15 protein-coding genes are annotated in these 13597 nt (G+C 57.1%); 11 read left to right on the top strand and 4 right to left on the bottom strand.

What is annotated here, in order from left to right:
• Nucleotides 1-655 precede the first annotated feature (655 nt).
• Together J3489_RS25265 and J3489_RS25260 are read right to left on the bottom strand one after the other, a co-directional pair.
• Nucleotides 656-2329, bottom strand: coding sequence for a TniQ family protein (locus J3489_RS25265; RefSeq protein ID WP_207002738.1), 1674 nt, complete (start codon nt 2327-2329; stop codon nt 656-658).
• 77 nt (nt 2330-2406) lie between these two features.
• Nucleotides 2407-2940, bottom strand: a complete 534-nt coding sequence (locus tag J3489_RS25260) for a helix-turn-helix domain-containing protein (protein WP_207002736.1) — start codon at nt 2938-2940, stop codon at nt 2407-2409.
• 277 nt (nt 2941-3217) lie between these two features.
• Here J3489_RS25260 and J3489_RS25255 point away from each other — a divergent pair, with 277 nt between their 5' ends.
• The 9 genes from J3489_RS25255 to J3489_RS25215 all read left to right on the top strand — a co-directional run bounded on the left by J3489_RS25255 (nt 3218) and on the right by J3489_RS25215 (nt 8193).
• Nucleotides 3218-3631 carry a hypothetical protein gene (locus tag J3489_RS25255; RefSeq protein ID WP_207002734.1) on the top strand — a complete coding sequence of 138 codons (414 nt, stop codon included), beginning with the start codon at nt 3218-3220 and terminating at the stop codon, nt 3629-3631.
• Nucleotides 3628-4410, top strand: a complete 783-nt coding sequence (locus J3489_RS25250) for a metallophosphoesterase (protein WP_207002732.1) — start codon at nt 3628-3630, stop codon at nt 4408-4410. The genes J3489_RS25255 and J3489_RS25250 overlap by 4 nt, the downstream gene beginning before the upstream one ends.
• Before the next feature lie 15 nt (nt 4411-4425).
• Nucleotides 4426-4833: a hypothetical protein gene (locus J3489_RS25245; RefSeq protein ID WP_207002729.1), complete on the top strand. Its 408-nt coding sequence runs from the start codon at nt 4426-4428 to the stop codon at nt 4831-4833.
• A gap of 45 nt (nt 4834-4878) precedes the next feature.
• Nucleotides 4879-5346, top strand: a complete 468-nt coding sequence (locus tag J3489_RS25240; RefSeq protein ID WP_207002727.1) for a hypothetical protein — start codon at nt 4879-4881, stop codon at nt 5344-5346.
• A 43-nt stretch (nt 5347-5389) separates the two neighbouring features.
• Nucleotides 5390-5602 carry a BPSL0761 family protein gene (locus J3489_RS25235; RefSeq protein ID WP_207002725.1) on the top strand — a complete coding sequence of 71 codons (213 nt, stop codon included), beginning with the start codon at nt 5390-5392 and terminating at the stop codon, nt 5600-5602.
• 536 nt (nt 5603-6138) lie between these two features.
• Nucleotides 6139-6456 carry a hypothetical protein gene (locus J3489_RS25230; RefSeq protein ID WP_207002723.1) on the top strand — a complete coding sequence of 106 codons (318 nt, stop codon included), beginning with the start codon at nt 6139-6141 and terminating at the stop codon, nt 6454-6456.
• A gap of 307 nt (nt 6457-6763) precedes the next feature.
• Nucleotides 6764-6958, top strand: a complete 195-nt coding sequence (locus J3489_RS25225; protein ID WP_207002721.1) for a BPSL0761 family protein — start codon at nt 6764-6766, stop codon at nt 6956-6958.
• 30 nt (nt 6959-6988) lie between these two features.
• Nucleotides 6989-7792 carry a metallophosphoesterase gene (locus tag J3489_RS25220; RefSeq protein ID WP_207002719.1) on the top strand — a complete coding sequence of 268 codons (804 nt, stop codon included), beginning with the start codon at nt 6989-6991 and terminating at the stop codon, nt 7790-7792.
• Nucleotides 7793-7974: 182 nt separating this feature from the next.
• Nucleotides 7975-8193: a type II toxin-antitoxin system Phd/YefM family antitoxin gene (locus J3489_RS25215; RefSeq protein ID WP_207002716.1), complete on the top strand. Its 219-nt coding sequence runs from the start codon at nt 7975-7977 to the stop codon at nt 8191-8193.
• A gap of 24 nt (nt 8194-8217) precedes the next feature.
• Here the strand turns inward: J3489_RS25215 and J3489_RS25210 are convergent, their stop codons facing one another.
• Both J3489_RS25210 and J3489_RS25205 read right to left on the bottom strand, forming a co-directional pair.
• Nucleotides 8218-9336, bottom strand: a complete 1119-nt coding sequence (locus J3489_RS25210; RefSeq protein WP_207002715.1) for a hypothetical protein — start codon at nt 9334-9336, stop codon at nt 8218-8220.
• A 274-nt stretch (nt 9337-9610) separates the two neighbouring features.
• Nucleotides 9611-11062: a hypothetical protein gene (locus J3489_RS25205; protein WP_207002713.1), complete on the bottom strand. Its 1452-nt coding sequence runs from the start codon at nt 11060-11062 to the stop codon at nt 9611-9613.
• 247 nt (nt 11063-11309) lie between these two features.
• On the opposite strand from J3489_RS25205, the gene J3489_RS25200 reads away from it, so the two are divergent.
• Both J3489_RS25200 and J3489_RS25195 read left to right on the top strand, forming a co-directional pair.
• Nucleotides 11310-11906 (top strand): IS607 family transposase, encoded by a 597-nt coding sequence (locus J3489_RS25200; protein ID WP_207002711.1) that lies wholly within the window; start codon nt 11310-11312, stop codon nt 11904-11906.
• The gene (locus tag J3489_RS25195; RefSeq protein ID WP_242540284.1) at nt 11906-13519 is read left to right on the top strand and encodes a transposase; all 1614 of its coding nucleotides are present in this window, start codon (nt 11906-11908) and stop codon (nt 13517-13519) included. Before J3489_RS25200 ends, J3489_RS25195 begins: the two co-directional genes overlap by 1 nt.
• Nucleotides 13520-13597 lie beyond the last annotated feature (78 nt).

Genomic DNA, 13597 nt, shown 5'->3' with positions numbered 1-13597 from the left:
TAACATAATAAAAGTTATCGATACTGAATCGCGGAACCTTATGTAAAATAGCGGCGACGCCACCTTTGCCATTCTGGTTCTTTAAATCTCCCTCCTGAGTTCTCGAAATCTCCATACTTCCCCCGAAAAACTGACGATACGGGCTGAGTACGGAGATTTTGAGAACGGAAAACGAGTCATTCGAGCCGGCAAAGTGCCTGTTTGTAAATTTTTCAGCGATTTTGCGGGGCGAGACCGGAGAATTTGAGAACTAGAATGACTCGACGAAGTGCGTTTTACCGGAGGAAGGTGTCGCAGATTAGTCGATGCCGGCGTGCAACCAGGCCGCCACAGTCGGAATATCGGAGCGGACTGCTTGAATCTTCCCGTAAGGTTGCCGAGCTTGAACACGCAAATCCTTATGTGCCGGGCCGTTGCGGTGACGCTCGATTGCACCAAGCCTAACAGTAGGGAGATTTGCAGAACTGGGAGCGCGGTTTGGCGACTGCTTCATTCAATTTTCGACGTCTTGCCGTGCTGAGTCGCCTCGCCGAAAGTCGGTCCTGCCAAGCACCTGGAAGGTATCTAAATACGTGAGACAAATAGCCGTTGCAGGGCGAGCAGGCTCCCGGGTATTCAGACCGAAGTCGGCAGTTAGTGAATCGCCCACCGCTCCTCAGCTTCGTCCACGGTAAAGCGAGGCGATAGGCAAACCATCGACGGCCGGTGCGAATACCGCACCTTCCCTGAATGTCAGATACGGCGAGAGCTTGTGTTCTGGAAGGACTACAGTTGGGACGGGACGGGCAAAGTTCAGCCCGCCGAGTTGTGACCGGTGAAACCCTTCACGTTGCCTCAATTTCATCGCTGCGAGCACCATAGCGTACGCACCGATTAGAGAGGCTTTTCGTGCCAGGCGCGGAATAGCGTACGTACCATAGCCATCGACCGTAACCCGGAGGTTTGGGGTCTTCGGCTGAAACGAAGCCCACTTTTCGGAATGGATTCGATACTCTTCAAAAGATCTACGAAAGTAGGCCAACGCCATTCGGCGCAGACCAGCGTCATCCCGCTTGATTAAGACGTTGTATTCGAGGTCATCGAAATCGCCGAAGGCCGGCGCAATGTGCATATCGGCGTTCACCCAGTCAAGAATTCTCCGAACGGTCGACAGGTATACCCAGTCAGAAAACTGTTGCGGTACCTCACCAATAGCCTCTCGCGATCGGAGAGCCCAAGGCATTATGATCATTTCGTAGGCTGGTGAGGTCGTGGGCTGCATCGGAAGGGGATGAAACCGGTGGGCTGTTTTCGCCACAGAGTCCGTTGTAAAACCCCAGTTGATCCAGTTTTTTACGGATCCCCGATTTTGTTCGAGCAACTGCTCTAGTGGCCAAAGCCGAGCTGGCGCGTCGCGGAACCACCGAACAAGGAGCTCGAGCCGCTTTTCGAGTGCTGACACTTGATTTCGGAAGTCCCGGTACTCTCGGTAGGTCATTGCTTGACCTGCCAGCGGTCGCTCACACTTGGAACAGTGGTATGCCTTGTGGCCACGTCGCAATAGTTGCTCGAAGTCTCCTACGGTATTGCCACAGGCAATGCAGACTTCAGTGAGGCGAGTGCCATGGACGGGGCAAGTTTCGGCGAGGTTGATTTGGTGAAGAGTACTGTGGAAACGACATGAAATACAGTCCGGACAAAAACGGAAGCGGTCATTCAGAATCATCCCGCTCGTGTACGGAAGCTGGGCAAACAGGCGTTTGTCTTCGGTGTCAAGCCACGGCAGAGGAATGGCAGACCCGCTAAAGCTTACAAATAGAGGCTTGCCGAAATATCCCGTCTTGAAAAGCTTGATTCCAAACAGCTTGGTTGCAGCTCCCCACGACGTAGCGTTTGCCGTGAGAAGCCGAAGAGCAAGCGACACCGATGATTCTGTTGGCAACGGATCGTCCTGAAGACCGATGAAGCCCGTGTCAATCGTTGATGGGCCGGTCAATCCCTTCCCGTCACGCGCCCATTGAGCGACCCGGTCAGCGACGGCGCCGCTTTCTACAGCAATCGGTTGCCGTCGGTCTCGGACTGTGGCGCGCGTCCGTGCATCCCACCAAAGTTCGATGGCAATTTGCACGATAGCTATATTCTCAGCGGACATGCTTTTTGCCGCTTCCCGAACGGAGCCCGCAAGGTCATCACTCTTGTCACCAATTAATCCTGCGAGAGGAAGGATGTCATCTTGAAGATTGTGAGGGATGCCAGTGCATCGTTCGACGATCTCGTTCGGCAGGCCATCGACGCGAAGTTTCAGAGCGCGAACGATATATTCGACAGCCGCGAAATACGCAATTCGCATGAGGCGTTAAGACCTTATTTTTTCCCTTGTGTGGATGAGAGACCGACTCAGCGATGCCACGCGGTCGGGAGAAGCCCTCACTGCGAGGACTCCTTGCCCTGAGGGTCGCCGCCGGCTTTTTCAAATCGCTCTACGCGAGTCTGGTAGTCAACCTCGTCAAGCGGCTCCAGCAGGTCGATGACCTGCACACCAAGCTGGTCTGCAATGGATTCCAGGTCAGCGATCGACGGCGAATTGCGTGCCATCTCCAGCTCGGTTATGTAAGTCCGAAAATGGCCAGAGAGCATCGACAGTTTTTCCTGGCTCAACCCACGCTTCCCGATTTTCTTCCGCAAGCGATGAATGTTCCCACCCACGCGAACGAGCGGCGTCTGGTTGCTTTTGACGAGCTTCGAATTCGGTTCGGGAGCAAGCAGGATGCGAACGTCAAGGTCCAACCCCATCGCTAGTATTTCCAGTGTGCTCAGCAGCGGATTCCCAGCGTTGCGCTCCATCCGGGAGACGACGCTGCGAGAAAGGCCCGTAGCTCGCGCCAACGACTCCTGGGAGAGGCCCAGTTCGTCCCTGCGCGATCTAAGCGTTTCAGCGAGCCCGGAGACGCTCTTTGGCATTTGTTTCGTCATGTCGGCGGGAGCTTGGCCGACATGAGGCAATATTTCTAGTCAGCAAATAAAGTCACGGGATTTAAAGTCACTGGAAATAAGCTACAATCTCCGTATCGGGTTGACGGGGCGACGGGCCGACCGCGCCTGCGGCGCGAATTGATAACTTTGCGCAAGGCTCGAATTTAGGGACATGTAACAGACGGCGCACAGGGCCGGAGGCGAGATGACAGAGAACGGGCATCGGGTGACAAAGCGAGCTAGTCGGGCTCGAGTGGCAGAGGGAGTGATGGAGTTTCCTTGCAATTTGCCAACAAAAAATCTTTATCTTGTCGACATGCTTCTCGACGGGGCCGCTGGTCCTGAGGTTCGTCGCATGCTTGTCCGGACGCCCCGTGAGCTTCTGAACATCACGCGCACGCGCTCGCTTGTTCACGTTGTTTTTCATGAGCTGCGCGACCTTTGTCGCACGGAGCTCCAGGACGGCCTGCAGCAGGTGCTTGAACTCGGATCGCTGCCTGACGGAAGCGTTGAATATGCCCTTGCGTCTGGCGAACGGTACGTCGCGTGGACTGGCACGGACCCAGTTGCGGTCAATTTTGTGCTAAGGCCAATGGAGCGTGAGGTGGTGGAAGCCCGTGGCGAACCTTATAGTCTTGAGAGCATTGAAGCCGTCGGTCCGGGCGATAACAGGCCATGATCATGCGTGTGCAGATAGCCTCTGACCTGCATCACGAGCTCGAGCGCGGTGAGAGGTCCGAGCATGCTTTGGCGCGTGCACCGGACGCTGATCTCATGATTCTTGCCGGCGACATCCATTCCGGTACAGCAGCAATCGGTTGGTATCGAGGCCTTCCCGTTCCAGTCGTCTACGTGCACGGAAACCACGAAGCCTACAACCAACGGTACCCCCGATTGGTTGCAGAAATGCGCCAAGCGGCCGCTGGCACGTCGGTCGTTTTCCTGCAGAACTCGGAAGTCAGATACGGTAGCGTCCGGATCCTCGGAACATGTTTGTGGTCTGAAAACAACCGGGTGGCACGACACAACGGTGGCGAGCGTGAATTGTGGCGGGCGATTACGGACTACCGAGCAATCACCCGTGATGATGGGCAGGCCTTGTCACCAGAGGATATTGCTGGACATCACCGGGATGCAGTCATTTGGCTTGAACGACAGCTCGCTACGCCTTTCGCCGGGAAGACCATTGTCGTGACCCACCATGCGCCAAGTTTCAGGTCGATTCCGATCAAGTACCGAGACCATCCACTAGCGGCATTCTATGCGTCAGAGCTCGAGCATCTAGTTGTGCAGGCGGACCTGTGGCTGCATGGGCACGTCCACGCGAGCTCCGATTACACCATCGGGTCATGCCGCGTCCTATGTAATCCACGGGGATATTTCGGACGCTCGAGGACATCGGCCGACGCTAGGTACCAAAACGAGAATTTCAATCAACGGTTCTTGATTGAAATTTAGGATACCGGAGTTTCAATGTCTATCTATATCAGCGCGGGTGTGGGCGAAGTACCCCAGATTTACCTCGAGTGTTGGTCCATTCGACAGACTCGCGACGGTGACCGCCATTTCGTCGGTTTCAATATTGCGAACCGTGACGGGAGGGTGAGTTCACGAATTGTCGAGCTCGATTGCACGCACAGAGTCGGCGTCACGACAAGCGGCCGTCGGTATCGTTTGCTTGGCCGCGCAGGCTACAACTCAGACGCGGAATACGTCTGGAACTGGTATCTCAAGAACCGGGGTATTGAAAGCTGGGAGGATGTCACGCCAATCCTGATACCAGATTGGCGACGCGGTATCGCACATTTCGACGAGGGCGGTGACCTGATTAAGGGAACTTGGGCCAGGAACGACGAAGGTACACATGGTGACGCCACATGAGCGCAACTCACCGCCACGACATATGGCATGCTGATGGGAGTCGCCATGGACAGAATCGGACCGTTCACCTGGCGCGCCAAAGCCTGGCAACCTAAAATCTTTGATGCGGCGCCGGAGCCGTACGTATCTGAGATTCTGGGGGAGGTGGCACTCGAGCGGCGCAAGATCTTGCCAGCGCACCCAAGTCAAAGGATTCTGCTCGCCGTTCGTCAATGCATCCAGGCTCAGATGAAATATCAACAGCCGCTAGACCCGTCGGCCTTGCTATGTCCGTTCATGACGGTGATCGTCGATTGCATCCATTCAAAAGGCCCCGCGCGGGCGGATGAAAGTGAGCGAATCGCACGCGTTGACCTGATCGTCCAGCAAGGCGTTGCCAGCGCGGTCGCTGAGGTCCAAGGCATCGGCATGGTCGACCTGGATGAAACTGAGGTCGACGATGACGACCGGGCGTGGGAAGTCTTCGTTCGACTTCTTGCATCTGTCGACGTTCGTGATTTTCGTGAACTCTGATATGACGTACGTACGCGGCTGCATCAGCCGTTCTGGAGAAAAAATGACGACGCCGCAGGAACGTACCCGTGCACTTCTGCTCGCCAGAGCGCTCTTGCAGGAACTGGCGGCAGTCCGGGAAGAAAATGCCTGCCTTAACCGCTTTCGCAGTCGTGCGCGTGGGCTTCTGCGTCACTTCCCGGAGCCACTTCACCTCGACCTGTCAGCGGATGTTTTGCCAGGTCTTTGGGCAAACCCGCATGCCACGAAAGAATGATGAATTACGGCGGAGGCAAATGGCAGACTGCAATCAGTCAACGGTCCTCCGCGAGACATACCGTCCAGGAAGGCACCGGAGATGCCGGGCTACCAGTGCGGCAGGCGGGTCCGTCCATCGATCCTGAGGTGGACGAGGCTCTTCGCTACATGGCATGCCATATGAGCAGTTTGGCGCCAAGACATGTTGTTGATCTCTTAACCAGTCCGAGCTGGGAAGTCGGCCGAATGGTCAAGGCAGCGTTTCTCGAAGCTATATATCAGAGAAAGATTGGCTTCTTGCCAGACGTGCCGCTGACACCATCGAATCACCGCGGGCCTCAGATCGACAGGCAGAAGGATCGTGGTAAGGCCTGACTGTTCATGTAGGACCCGAAGACAGGAAGTCCAAAGGCAAAAGGAGGTGCGAATGATGAGCAAGCCTCGTCCTCGGCACCCAGGAACTCCAAGAAGGGAAACGCACCTTCTTGGAGACGCAAGAGTCCCCGAAGCCTTCTCGGGGTGCCGCAAAGTGAGAGCCGTCAGGTAGGGGCAGAAATGAGGGTTCGTGAGCTGATTGCATTGCTGTCGAATGCAGATCCGGAAGCGGTGGTGTTGGCCTTCCAACCATTTGCCGACAGCACGGAGGGCGGCGAGGTCAGGGAGGTGCTCCTGCCGGAAGTGCCTTGGATTCATGAGGCCGGAGCTTGGGCGGGCAGTAGGTATGAGGTCTTTTACCCTGGCGAAGCAGAGGTGCGGGACGGATCGTACTCCACAGTTGAGGTCAGGTCGATGTCGGTAGTGCTCGTGGGCGAGGAATTGGGAAATTTCCGTCTGGCATGGGCTCAGAAACTGCGCCCGGTCGCGCCTGGATAGCAAGGTCAAAAGGGAGGTATTCGAATGATCGATCTTGACGAATTTGAGTCCCGGGGTCTGCCGTGTCGTCGTCAACTGGTTCGCGATGGGCTGCTAGCTAGGACGGTAAGAGGAACTTGCGCACAACGGTAGCAACGTCGTCATCCTTATCGACGCGCGAGGGTTCAAAATTAGCCGCCCCCACGCGACGCGTCGGAGTGTAGAGCCGCTCGCCGGCGGGGTCGATGTCGACTGACGTAGCGCCCGTTGCGGGAATTCGGTGCTAATACTGCAACGAGCCAGAAATGATAGGAGGGAGCGCGCAACTATGACAATGCCCGATGAACGAACACGCGCGATGCTAACTGCGCGCCAACTGCTGTTTGACCTTTCGCAGATGACGACAATTCAGGACGTCAATGCGCTGCGACAACGAGCTAACGCTGTGCTACGTCATTATCCAGATGACGGCATGATTGCGCTGATTGCAAACCGATCCTTGTGGCTTGAGTGGTCACGCTGACAGTGCGTCGCTGACTATTGAATATTGAAAATGCGAATCCAACTTGCATCTGACCTCCACCTCGAGTTTCTCGCCCGAGTGTTCCCTGGCGAGCGCCTGATTGCCCCCGCGCATCAAGCCGATGTGCTTGTGCTCGCTGGCGACATCGGTCACGCCAGCGAGGCTGTCGAGCTGTTTAGAGACTGGCCGGTTCCTGTCCTGTATGTCGCCGGGAATCACGAGGCATATTCGGGCACCTGGGAATCCGTCCTAGATGAGCTAACAGACGCAGCTCGGGGCACTTCTGTCAGGTTTCTCGAGCGCGACTGCGTCGACTTTTGGGGAGTACGATTTTTAGGGTGTACGCTCTGGACGGACTATCGTCTGCGAAGCAACTACACACAGGGTCAATTGATGGAGAACGCCCAGCGTAGCCTCAATGACCACCGCCTCATCCGGACTCGCGAGGGTGGACTATTTTCGACCGCCCATGCGCTGCGAGAGCATGAGCGCTCTCGCGCATGGCTACTAGACGAACTCTCTCGCCCCTATGACGGCAAGACGGTGGTTGTAACCCATCACGGCCCTCATCCGCTTTCCATCCACTCGAAATACGCCGGTGATATGACCAGCGCAGCCTTTGCCAGCGACCTGTCGGAGCTCCTGCCGGGAGTGGACCTATGGTTACACGGCCACGTGCACGACAGCTTCGACTACACGGTTGGCCGTTGCCGCGTGGTTGCCAATCCCCGCGGATACCCCCTCAATCGGCATTCGGTGGCGAACGTCGGGGAACTGGAGTTTGAGAATCCAAATTTTCAATACGCCTGTGTGATTGATACGAGGACCAAATAGCGTCCTGCCGCTATGGATGGGCAAAGCTGTATTCCTAGGCCGTAACAGGATTTTGTGTGCAAGGGTAGCTGCGCGTGGTCAACTGCATACGGCGCGGTCTATCGTTTCGTTCGTCCGAAAGCAGGCTGTTGCGCTTCTGGACCCCCTTGATGTGCCGTCTGCTGTAAGAGATGGAGGCGTGCATGCGTTCCGTTGAGATTTCAGAAATCAGCCACCTTTCGCAGCTGATTGACGAGCTTGAGCGAGTAGACGGAAAGGTTTTGCTACTCCGCGATGGTCAGCCCGCCGCAATCCTTGTGTCGATGAAAGCGGGACCGGGCAAGCGGATCGGTGTCGCGAAAGGTGCGTTTGAGCTGCCCGACATCGACAAGAACGATGACGACATGCCCGGCATTTGGTAGGGATGCCCGTTCACTCGACACAACCTAGAATGGTATGGAATCGCTCCAAGCATCGTTCCACGGTCCATCGTATCGGGGCTCGGATTTTGGGCCAGCTCCGAGCGGCATCTGGAGGATTTGTGTGATAAGCACGTCTTCCTTGCCGTTTGAATTCACTTGCGAATCGGAAGCATAGTCGTCTTCGATTTCGCGAGCTTCTTTCAGGTACCAGTTGCCGTTCGCCATCATGCTCCACTCATACTCGATGAGCAAAGGCTCGTTATCCAATAGATAGATGACCGGGATGAACCTTCGGAAGAGCCTAAGCGTTGACAGATTCTCGAGAACCGGTATTGCGGGTGCGCCGTCGGGCAGACGACAGCAGGGAATGACCTTGCCAGACGAATTTGTCCGTGCGCCGATGTATGGTGAGGACGATTTGTGAATGAGTGTAGATGCGCTAGTCTCTGGCGATACGTTCAGCACGAGCGCATATCGTTCGTGGGTCTTCCAGCCGATCTGTTCCGGAAAATGCTCTTCCCGAAGCAGGAAAGCCGTTCTGTTATCCGCGTTCTTCGCTTCAGCGAGGTCGCACCAGTCCCATCCGTCGGACCGTAGGCGCGAATGACGATGGTACTTGTTGTTATCGTGAAGTGGCGCATAGCGTTCGCGAGCAAACTTGTCAACGAGCACAGCGATAATCGGTGGAAGTTGCTCCAGTTTTTTCACTCTGCCGAGTTGAACTCGGCGATGAAGTCCGGGGAAGAATCGTTCAACATCGAAATCCCAGTACCAACCTTGCTCGTAGTCAAGGGTTTCATTTAGAAAAGCGTCGGCGATAGCCCCAGCAACCGATAGTCGGCTGCAGTAGTCTCCAAGATTTTTCCGGAAGGCTTCCAGAGCGGCCTCCTCTTCCTTCAAGCCCTCAATTAGTTCCGGCCAATCTTCGGAAAGCCATCTTTCGAGGATGGTCGAGTCAAGGTTCGCGTAGAAGTGAGGGCCGCACTCATAGACGTCAATGAGTTTTCTGACATAGTCCATCGCCTGCTGAATGAGTGAGTCATCGTCGAGGTGTCGACAAAAGTTCGGAAGAACAAGACCGGCGGAGCTGGTGCGCTGCGAAGTAGGCCGGGTGTTCTGAGATTTCGATTTTTTGGTGGTCATTCGTCTCTGTCACGAGGGATGAAAACGAGTATTGCACTCAGGTTTAGCCGTGACGTGTGCATCTATTCTGCGAAATATTTGTCGCTCTACAAGACGGTCGCTTTTCATCGACGGCGCATCGTCGGCCTAGGAGAATGTTGAGGTTTTCTCTCCCAGGGACATTGTCTCAGACAGGCCGCGCGTCGGGCACGCGTGACTCGGTCAGGTGAATTGGCGCACAAGCAATGTCTAAACAATCCTGAGCTGGGCGTGGCTCCCAGCTCGCGGGTCGTACTCAACCGGGCGCGGCAAGAATGCGGCGTATCAGAATGGGCTGGTAGTTGCCATCGCGGTCATTTACCTTCATGGCGTCGTCTACCTCGACTGTCGGTACGTACTCGACGGAAAGCGACGAGATGTTCTTCATGATATTGAACAGGTCCACAGGGTACTGAACCAATACGCAACGGTGACGAGAGATATACAGCACGGGGATGAACCGCCTGAAGCGGGGGAGCAAAGGCCCTAGCGCATCGTGCTGGAACCAGAGGTCACGGCTGAAACTGAGCTGCCGTACATATGTGGCCTGGTGTACCAGAAAGAATGATTCCAGGTGCATCGGCTTAAGTATCTCGAGGTCGTCGATTTTTGAATCGGCAATGTTCAGTGCGAGGCACCATTGTCCCTGTACACTCTCGGCCAGACGAGTCGGAAGGTCGTCCCGGCGAATGACGTAGCCGACGGATGGTCGTGCGTCCTGCCTAATAGAATCGATGGCCGGCGACGAATCGCTCTCGCGGTGAACGAGGACTTTAATGCTGGCCGCACGTGCGCGAACTACCCGGTGGAGCAGTGCCAGAACCCGATCGGTCCACGCCGAGAGGTTTTCGACGGTGCCTGAATGCGCAGCCTTTACCGCAATCTCCAGGATGGGGCGTACTGCGTCTGGAGAACTCTGGAGAATGAGGCGGCGAATGGTCTCCCCGAGCCGCAAACAGATATTCTCTGCTAGCTGCATCCGGTCAACGTGACGTCGCAGGAGGCTCTCGAAGCCTTCTCGTTGTCCATCCACTTCGATTGCGTTCATAGTTTCAGGAATATCATCCATCAACCATCGGATGACCGACGTTATCTCGACGCTGTCCCAGAACGATTCACTCCCGGTCTCTGCGCTAAGTAGTTGCTGCTGAGCGTAGCTCAGTGCCTCTGCCAACGGCCCGTCATTGCGCACATCGAGTGGAAGCTTTACGGTGGGGTCGGCCGGTGGCGTCTGGAACACTCCATCCATTAGTTCGTCCGTCCTGTCGGCCTTTACGAAGTCGTACCTTTCCGAAAACGATGGGAGTTCGCGCGCCTTGCGGACGATACGTCGGAACGCGAGCGGCGCCGACCGGTCGGGCGGAGCCCATTTCCCTGACTCCAGAAACGCCGCAACTTCCTCGAACATTGGCCATTCAATTGGGTGTGCCCAATCGTAGGGCGAGTAACGGTCCAAGGTGGTAGCGGTAGACTCGCGCAGCTCGCCGTACTGCAACAGGCGTCGCCGCAACACTGGCAAAAGATTAAACTGACGAAGCGAAGCGACAACGTCGGGATTTGTCTTCTCGAGCGCCCAGAAAAGCATGTCTGCGTGATAGCGGAAGCCTTCAGGCGCAGCAGTGTTGTCCAGTTCTTCGGTGAGCTGAAGGGCGAGAACGAGGGCGTTGTCGACCAGTTTGATATCGTTACGTGGAGGCGATGATTTCACAGATAGCCGCTTGTTGCAGTGATGGGAGTTTCTTATAGAAATCCGTTTTATCCGCAATTTGCCTGAAGACCTCGGCCTTCAGGCCGGGGATGAAAGGCGGTTGTAGACAGCCCAGCAGGGATGTTGTGATTTTTGGGCTCGTCGGGAGAATCTGTGGGTTTTCGGCAGTCGACGCAGAGACTGAGCAAAACTGATCATGGAGGGCTAAAACGGTTGCTATACGTGTTTTGCTTTTTCGGAGACCCGGATGCGACCTGTATCAATCGGTGAGATGGCGGAGGAACTGGGAGTGGCGGTGGCCACGTTGCGGCGCTGGCATCGTCAGGGGCGGCTCCTGCCGGCTTTCCGGACGCCGGGCGGCCATCGTCGGTACGGATGCGAGGACGTGCGCGCTTCACTGGGCCTGGCGCGACCGCCTGCCGGGAAGACCGTCTGCTACGCACGGGTTTCATCGCACGACCCGGCAACGCAGCTGCAGACTCAGGCCGCCCGGCTGGAGAAGCATTGTCTCGAAGCCGATTTCTCAGACGGCGAGGTTGTTATGGATCTGGGCAGTGGCCTGAACTACCGCAAGAGGGGCTTGCAAGGCCTTGTACACGATATTTTGCGAGGTCGAGTCGCACGTCTCGTGCTGGTCACGAAAGACCGCCTGCTGCGCTTTGGCAGTGAGCTGCTGTTTCGCATCTGCGCCTTCTTCAGTGTCGAGGTCGTGATCCTCGACGCGGACGCGGCCATCTCGCGAGAGCAGCAACTGACTGAGGATCTGGTCGAAATTCTCACGGTCTTCTCTTCACGGCTGTACCGCTCGCGTAGCCGCAAGAACCAGAAGGCGCTGGCCATCTGATGCAGTCGACGACCCAGACCCGGCTGTACCTGGCGTCGCGCGACGCGCAGACGCTCGGGCAGATGGCCGCGCTGCACGGTTCGATGAAGCGCAAGCTGTACGCGCGCATCGCGGCTCGGGGTGGCAAGGCAAAGTCGCATAAGACAGCGTTCTGCCGCGACCACAGCATTTCCGCCCGGATGTTCAACGCGATTGCGATTGAGCTGCAAGGGCTACTGGATAGCGCGCGCGAGCTGCTGGGCGCGGAGCGCAAGGATCTGCTCAAGGCAATACGCCGCCAGCAGGGCCAGCTCGATGCCCGACGGGAGCGCCTCGCCGAAATTGCGGCCGACCGGCTGCGCATGCACCCGCAACGCGAGGCGAAGCTGCGTCACACCGTGCGTCGCAACGGCGTGGCGCTGGCGCGTCTGCAGGCGAAGCTAGTCAGAGTCGAGCGTCGGCTCGCTGCCAATGTGCCGGGCATCTGCTTTGGCACGCGCAAGCTCTTCAGCCAGCAGCACCACCTCGCACTGACAGGATTCAGGGGCCGCGACGCCTGGTTAAAGGCCTGGCGGGACAGCCGCTCACATCAGGTCTCCTTTGTCGGTTCGAAGGGCGAGACGGCGGGAAACCAGCTTTGCCAGCTCCGGCAAACGGCAGACGGTCATTATCAGCTCAGGGTCCGCGTGCCGGATTGCCTGCGTAGCCGGGGCGAGCGGAAATATCTCGTCATCAACAGCGTGACGTTCAACCACGACGGTGCCGCGCTGGATGAGGCGCTGCACGCGAACGTCGCCCTGACATGGCGCCTGCATTGGGACGGACGCCACTGGCGGGCATTCGTCGCGTTCGACCACGCGCCGGCGCGTCGCGTTACGCTCGGCGCGCAGTACGGCGTAGTCGGGATCGACTTCAATGTCGATCATCTTGCGGCAACGGAAACCGACCCGTCTGGCAACCTGATATCGACCCGGCGCTTCGCGCTGCTTCGTGAAGACGCCACGTCGGGCCAGCGCGAGGCCGTGCTGTCCGATGCGCTGTCGAAGGCCGTGGCGTGGGCAAAGGAAGAACTCAAACCTGTCGTCGCAGAGGGTCTCGACTTTACGGCGAAGAAGAAAGCGATGGCGCGGCTCAGCCCGAAAGGAGCGCGCATGCTCTCCGGGCTGCTCTACGCAAAATACCGACAACTGCTCGAAGCGAAGTGCTTCCGGGCAGGTGTCGAGCTGATCCTGATTGACCCGGCCTATACGTCGACCATCGGTGCGGTGAAATACGCAGCACGACGGGGCTGGAGTGTGCATGCTTCCGCAGCGGGTGTGATCGCCCGTCGCGGACAGAAGTTGACTGAACGTCTGCCACGCGCCGGCACGGTTCTCCGTGTTCCGGTGCGGGGAGGCCATCACGCCCTCGAGCTACCTGCAAGGAAAAGCCGGGATTCGCGTGTGGCCGCCTGGCGCAGCGTTCATGCAGCGTACAGAGGTGTGGTGCGCGAGCGCTGGCTCGCCACCCGGGGCGGTTCGCCGCACCGGAGTGCGAAAGGTACCGCTGGCATGGTGCAAACGCCATGCCCCTCAGCAGGGACTACCGCTACCCCTGCGACAAAAATCTGCACGTACAGATTTGTGCACCATTAAGCTAGCGGTAAAGAAGCCGAATCCAGGGCTAATCGACAAAACTTCCGACAAATGGCCTCGTCGAAGGCAGTTTGCTCC

Source organism: Trinickia mobilis (assembly GCF_017315705.1).
GTDB lineage: Bacteria > Pseudomonadota > Gammaproteobacteria > Burkholderiales > Burkholderiaceae > Trinickia_A > Trinickia_A mobilis.
Note: the sequence above shows the minus strand (reverse complement) of the source record. Positions and strands in the feature narration are given on the sequence as shown.

What these genes read in the sequence shown, in the direction of transcription:
- J3489_RS25220 (WP_207002719.1), top strand. Translation starts at nt 6,989, where the DNA reads ATGCGAATCCAACTTGCATCTGACCTCCACCTCGAGTTTCTCGCCCGA.
- J3489_RS25245 (WP_207002729.1), top strand. Translation starts at nt 4,426, where the DNA reads ATGTCTATCTATATCAGCGCGGGTGTGGGCGAAGTACCCCAGATTTAC.
- J3489_RS25265 (WP_207002738.1), bottom strand. Translation starts at nt 2,329, where the DNA reads ATGCGAATTGCGTATTTCGCGGCTGTCGAATATATCGTTCGCGCTCTG.
- J3489_RS25210 (WP_207002715.1), bottom strand. Translation starts at nt 9,336, where the DNA reads ATGACCACCAAAAAATCGAAATCTCAGAACACCCGGCCTACTTCGCAG.
- J3489_RS25195 (WP_242540284.1), top strand. Translation starts at nt 11,906, where the DNA reads ATGCAGTCGACGACCCAGACCCGGCTGTACCTGGCGTCGCGCGACGCG.
- J3489_RS25240 (WP_207002727.1), top strand. Translation starts at nt 4,879, where the DNA reads ATGGACAGAATCGGACCGTTCACCTGGCGCGCCAAAGCCTGGCAACCT.
- J3489_RS25250 (WP_207002732.1), top strand. Translation starts at nt 3,628, where the DNA reads ATGATCATGCGTGTGCAGATAGCCTCTGACCTGCATCACGAGCTCGAG.
- J3489_RS25260 (WP_207002736.1), bottom strand. Translation starts at nt 2,940, where the DNA reads ATGCCAAAGAGCGTCTCCGGGCTCGCTGAAACGCTTAGATCGCGCAGG.
- J3489_RS25225 (WP_207002721.1), top strand. Translation starts at nt 6,764, where the DNA reads ATGACAATGCCCGATGAACGAACACGCGCGATGCTAACTGCGCGCCAA.
- J3489_RS25230 (WP_207002723.1), top strand. Translation starts at nt 6,139, where the DNA reads ATGAGGGTTCGTGAGCTGATTGCATTGCTGTCGAATGCAGATCCGGAA.
- J3489_RS25235 (WP_207002725.1), top strand. Translation starts at nt 5,390, where the DNA reads ATGACGACGCCGCAGGAACGTACCCGTGCACTTCTGCTCGCCAGAGCG.
- J3489_RS25215 (WP_207002716.1), top strand. Translation starts at nt 7,975, where the DNA reads ATGCGTTCCGTTGAGATTTCAGAAATCAGCCACCTTTCGCAGCTGATT.
- J3489_RS25200 (WP_207002711.1), top strand. Translation starts at nt 11,310, where the DNA reads ATGCGACCTGTATCAATCGGTGAGATGGCGGAGGAACTGGGAGTGGCG.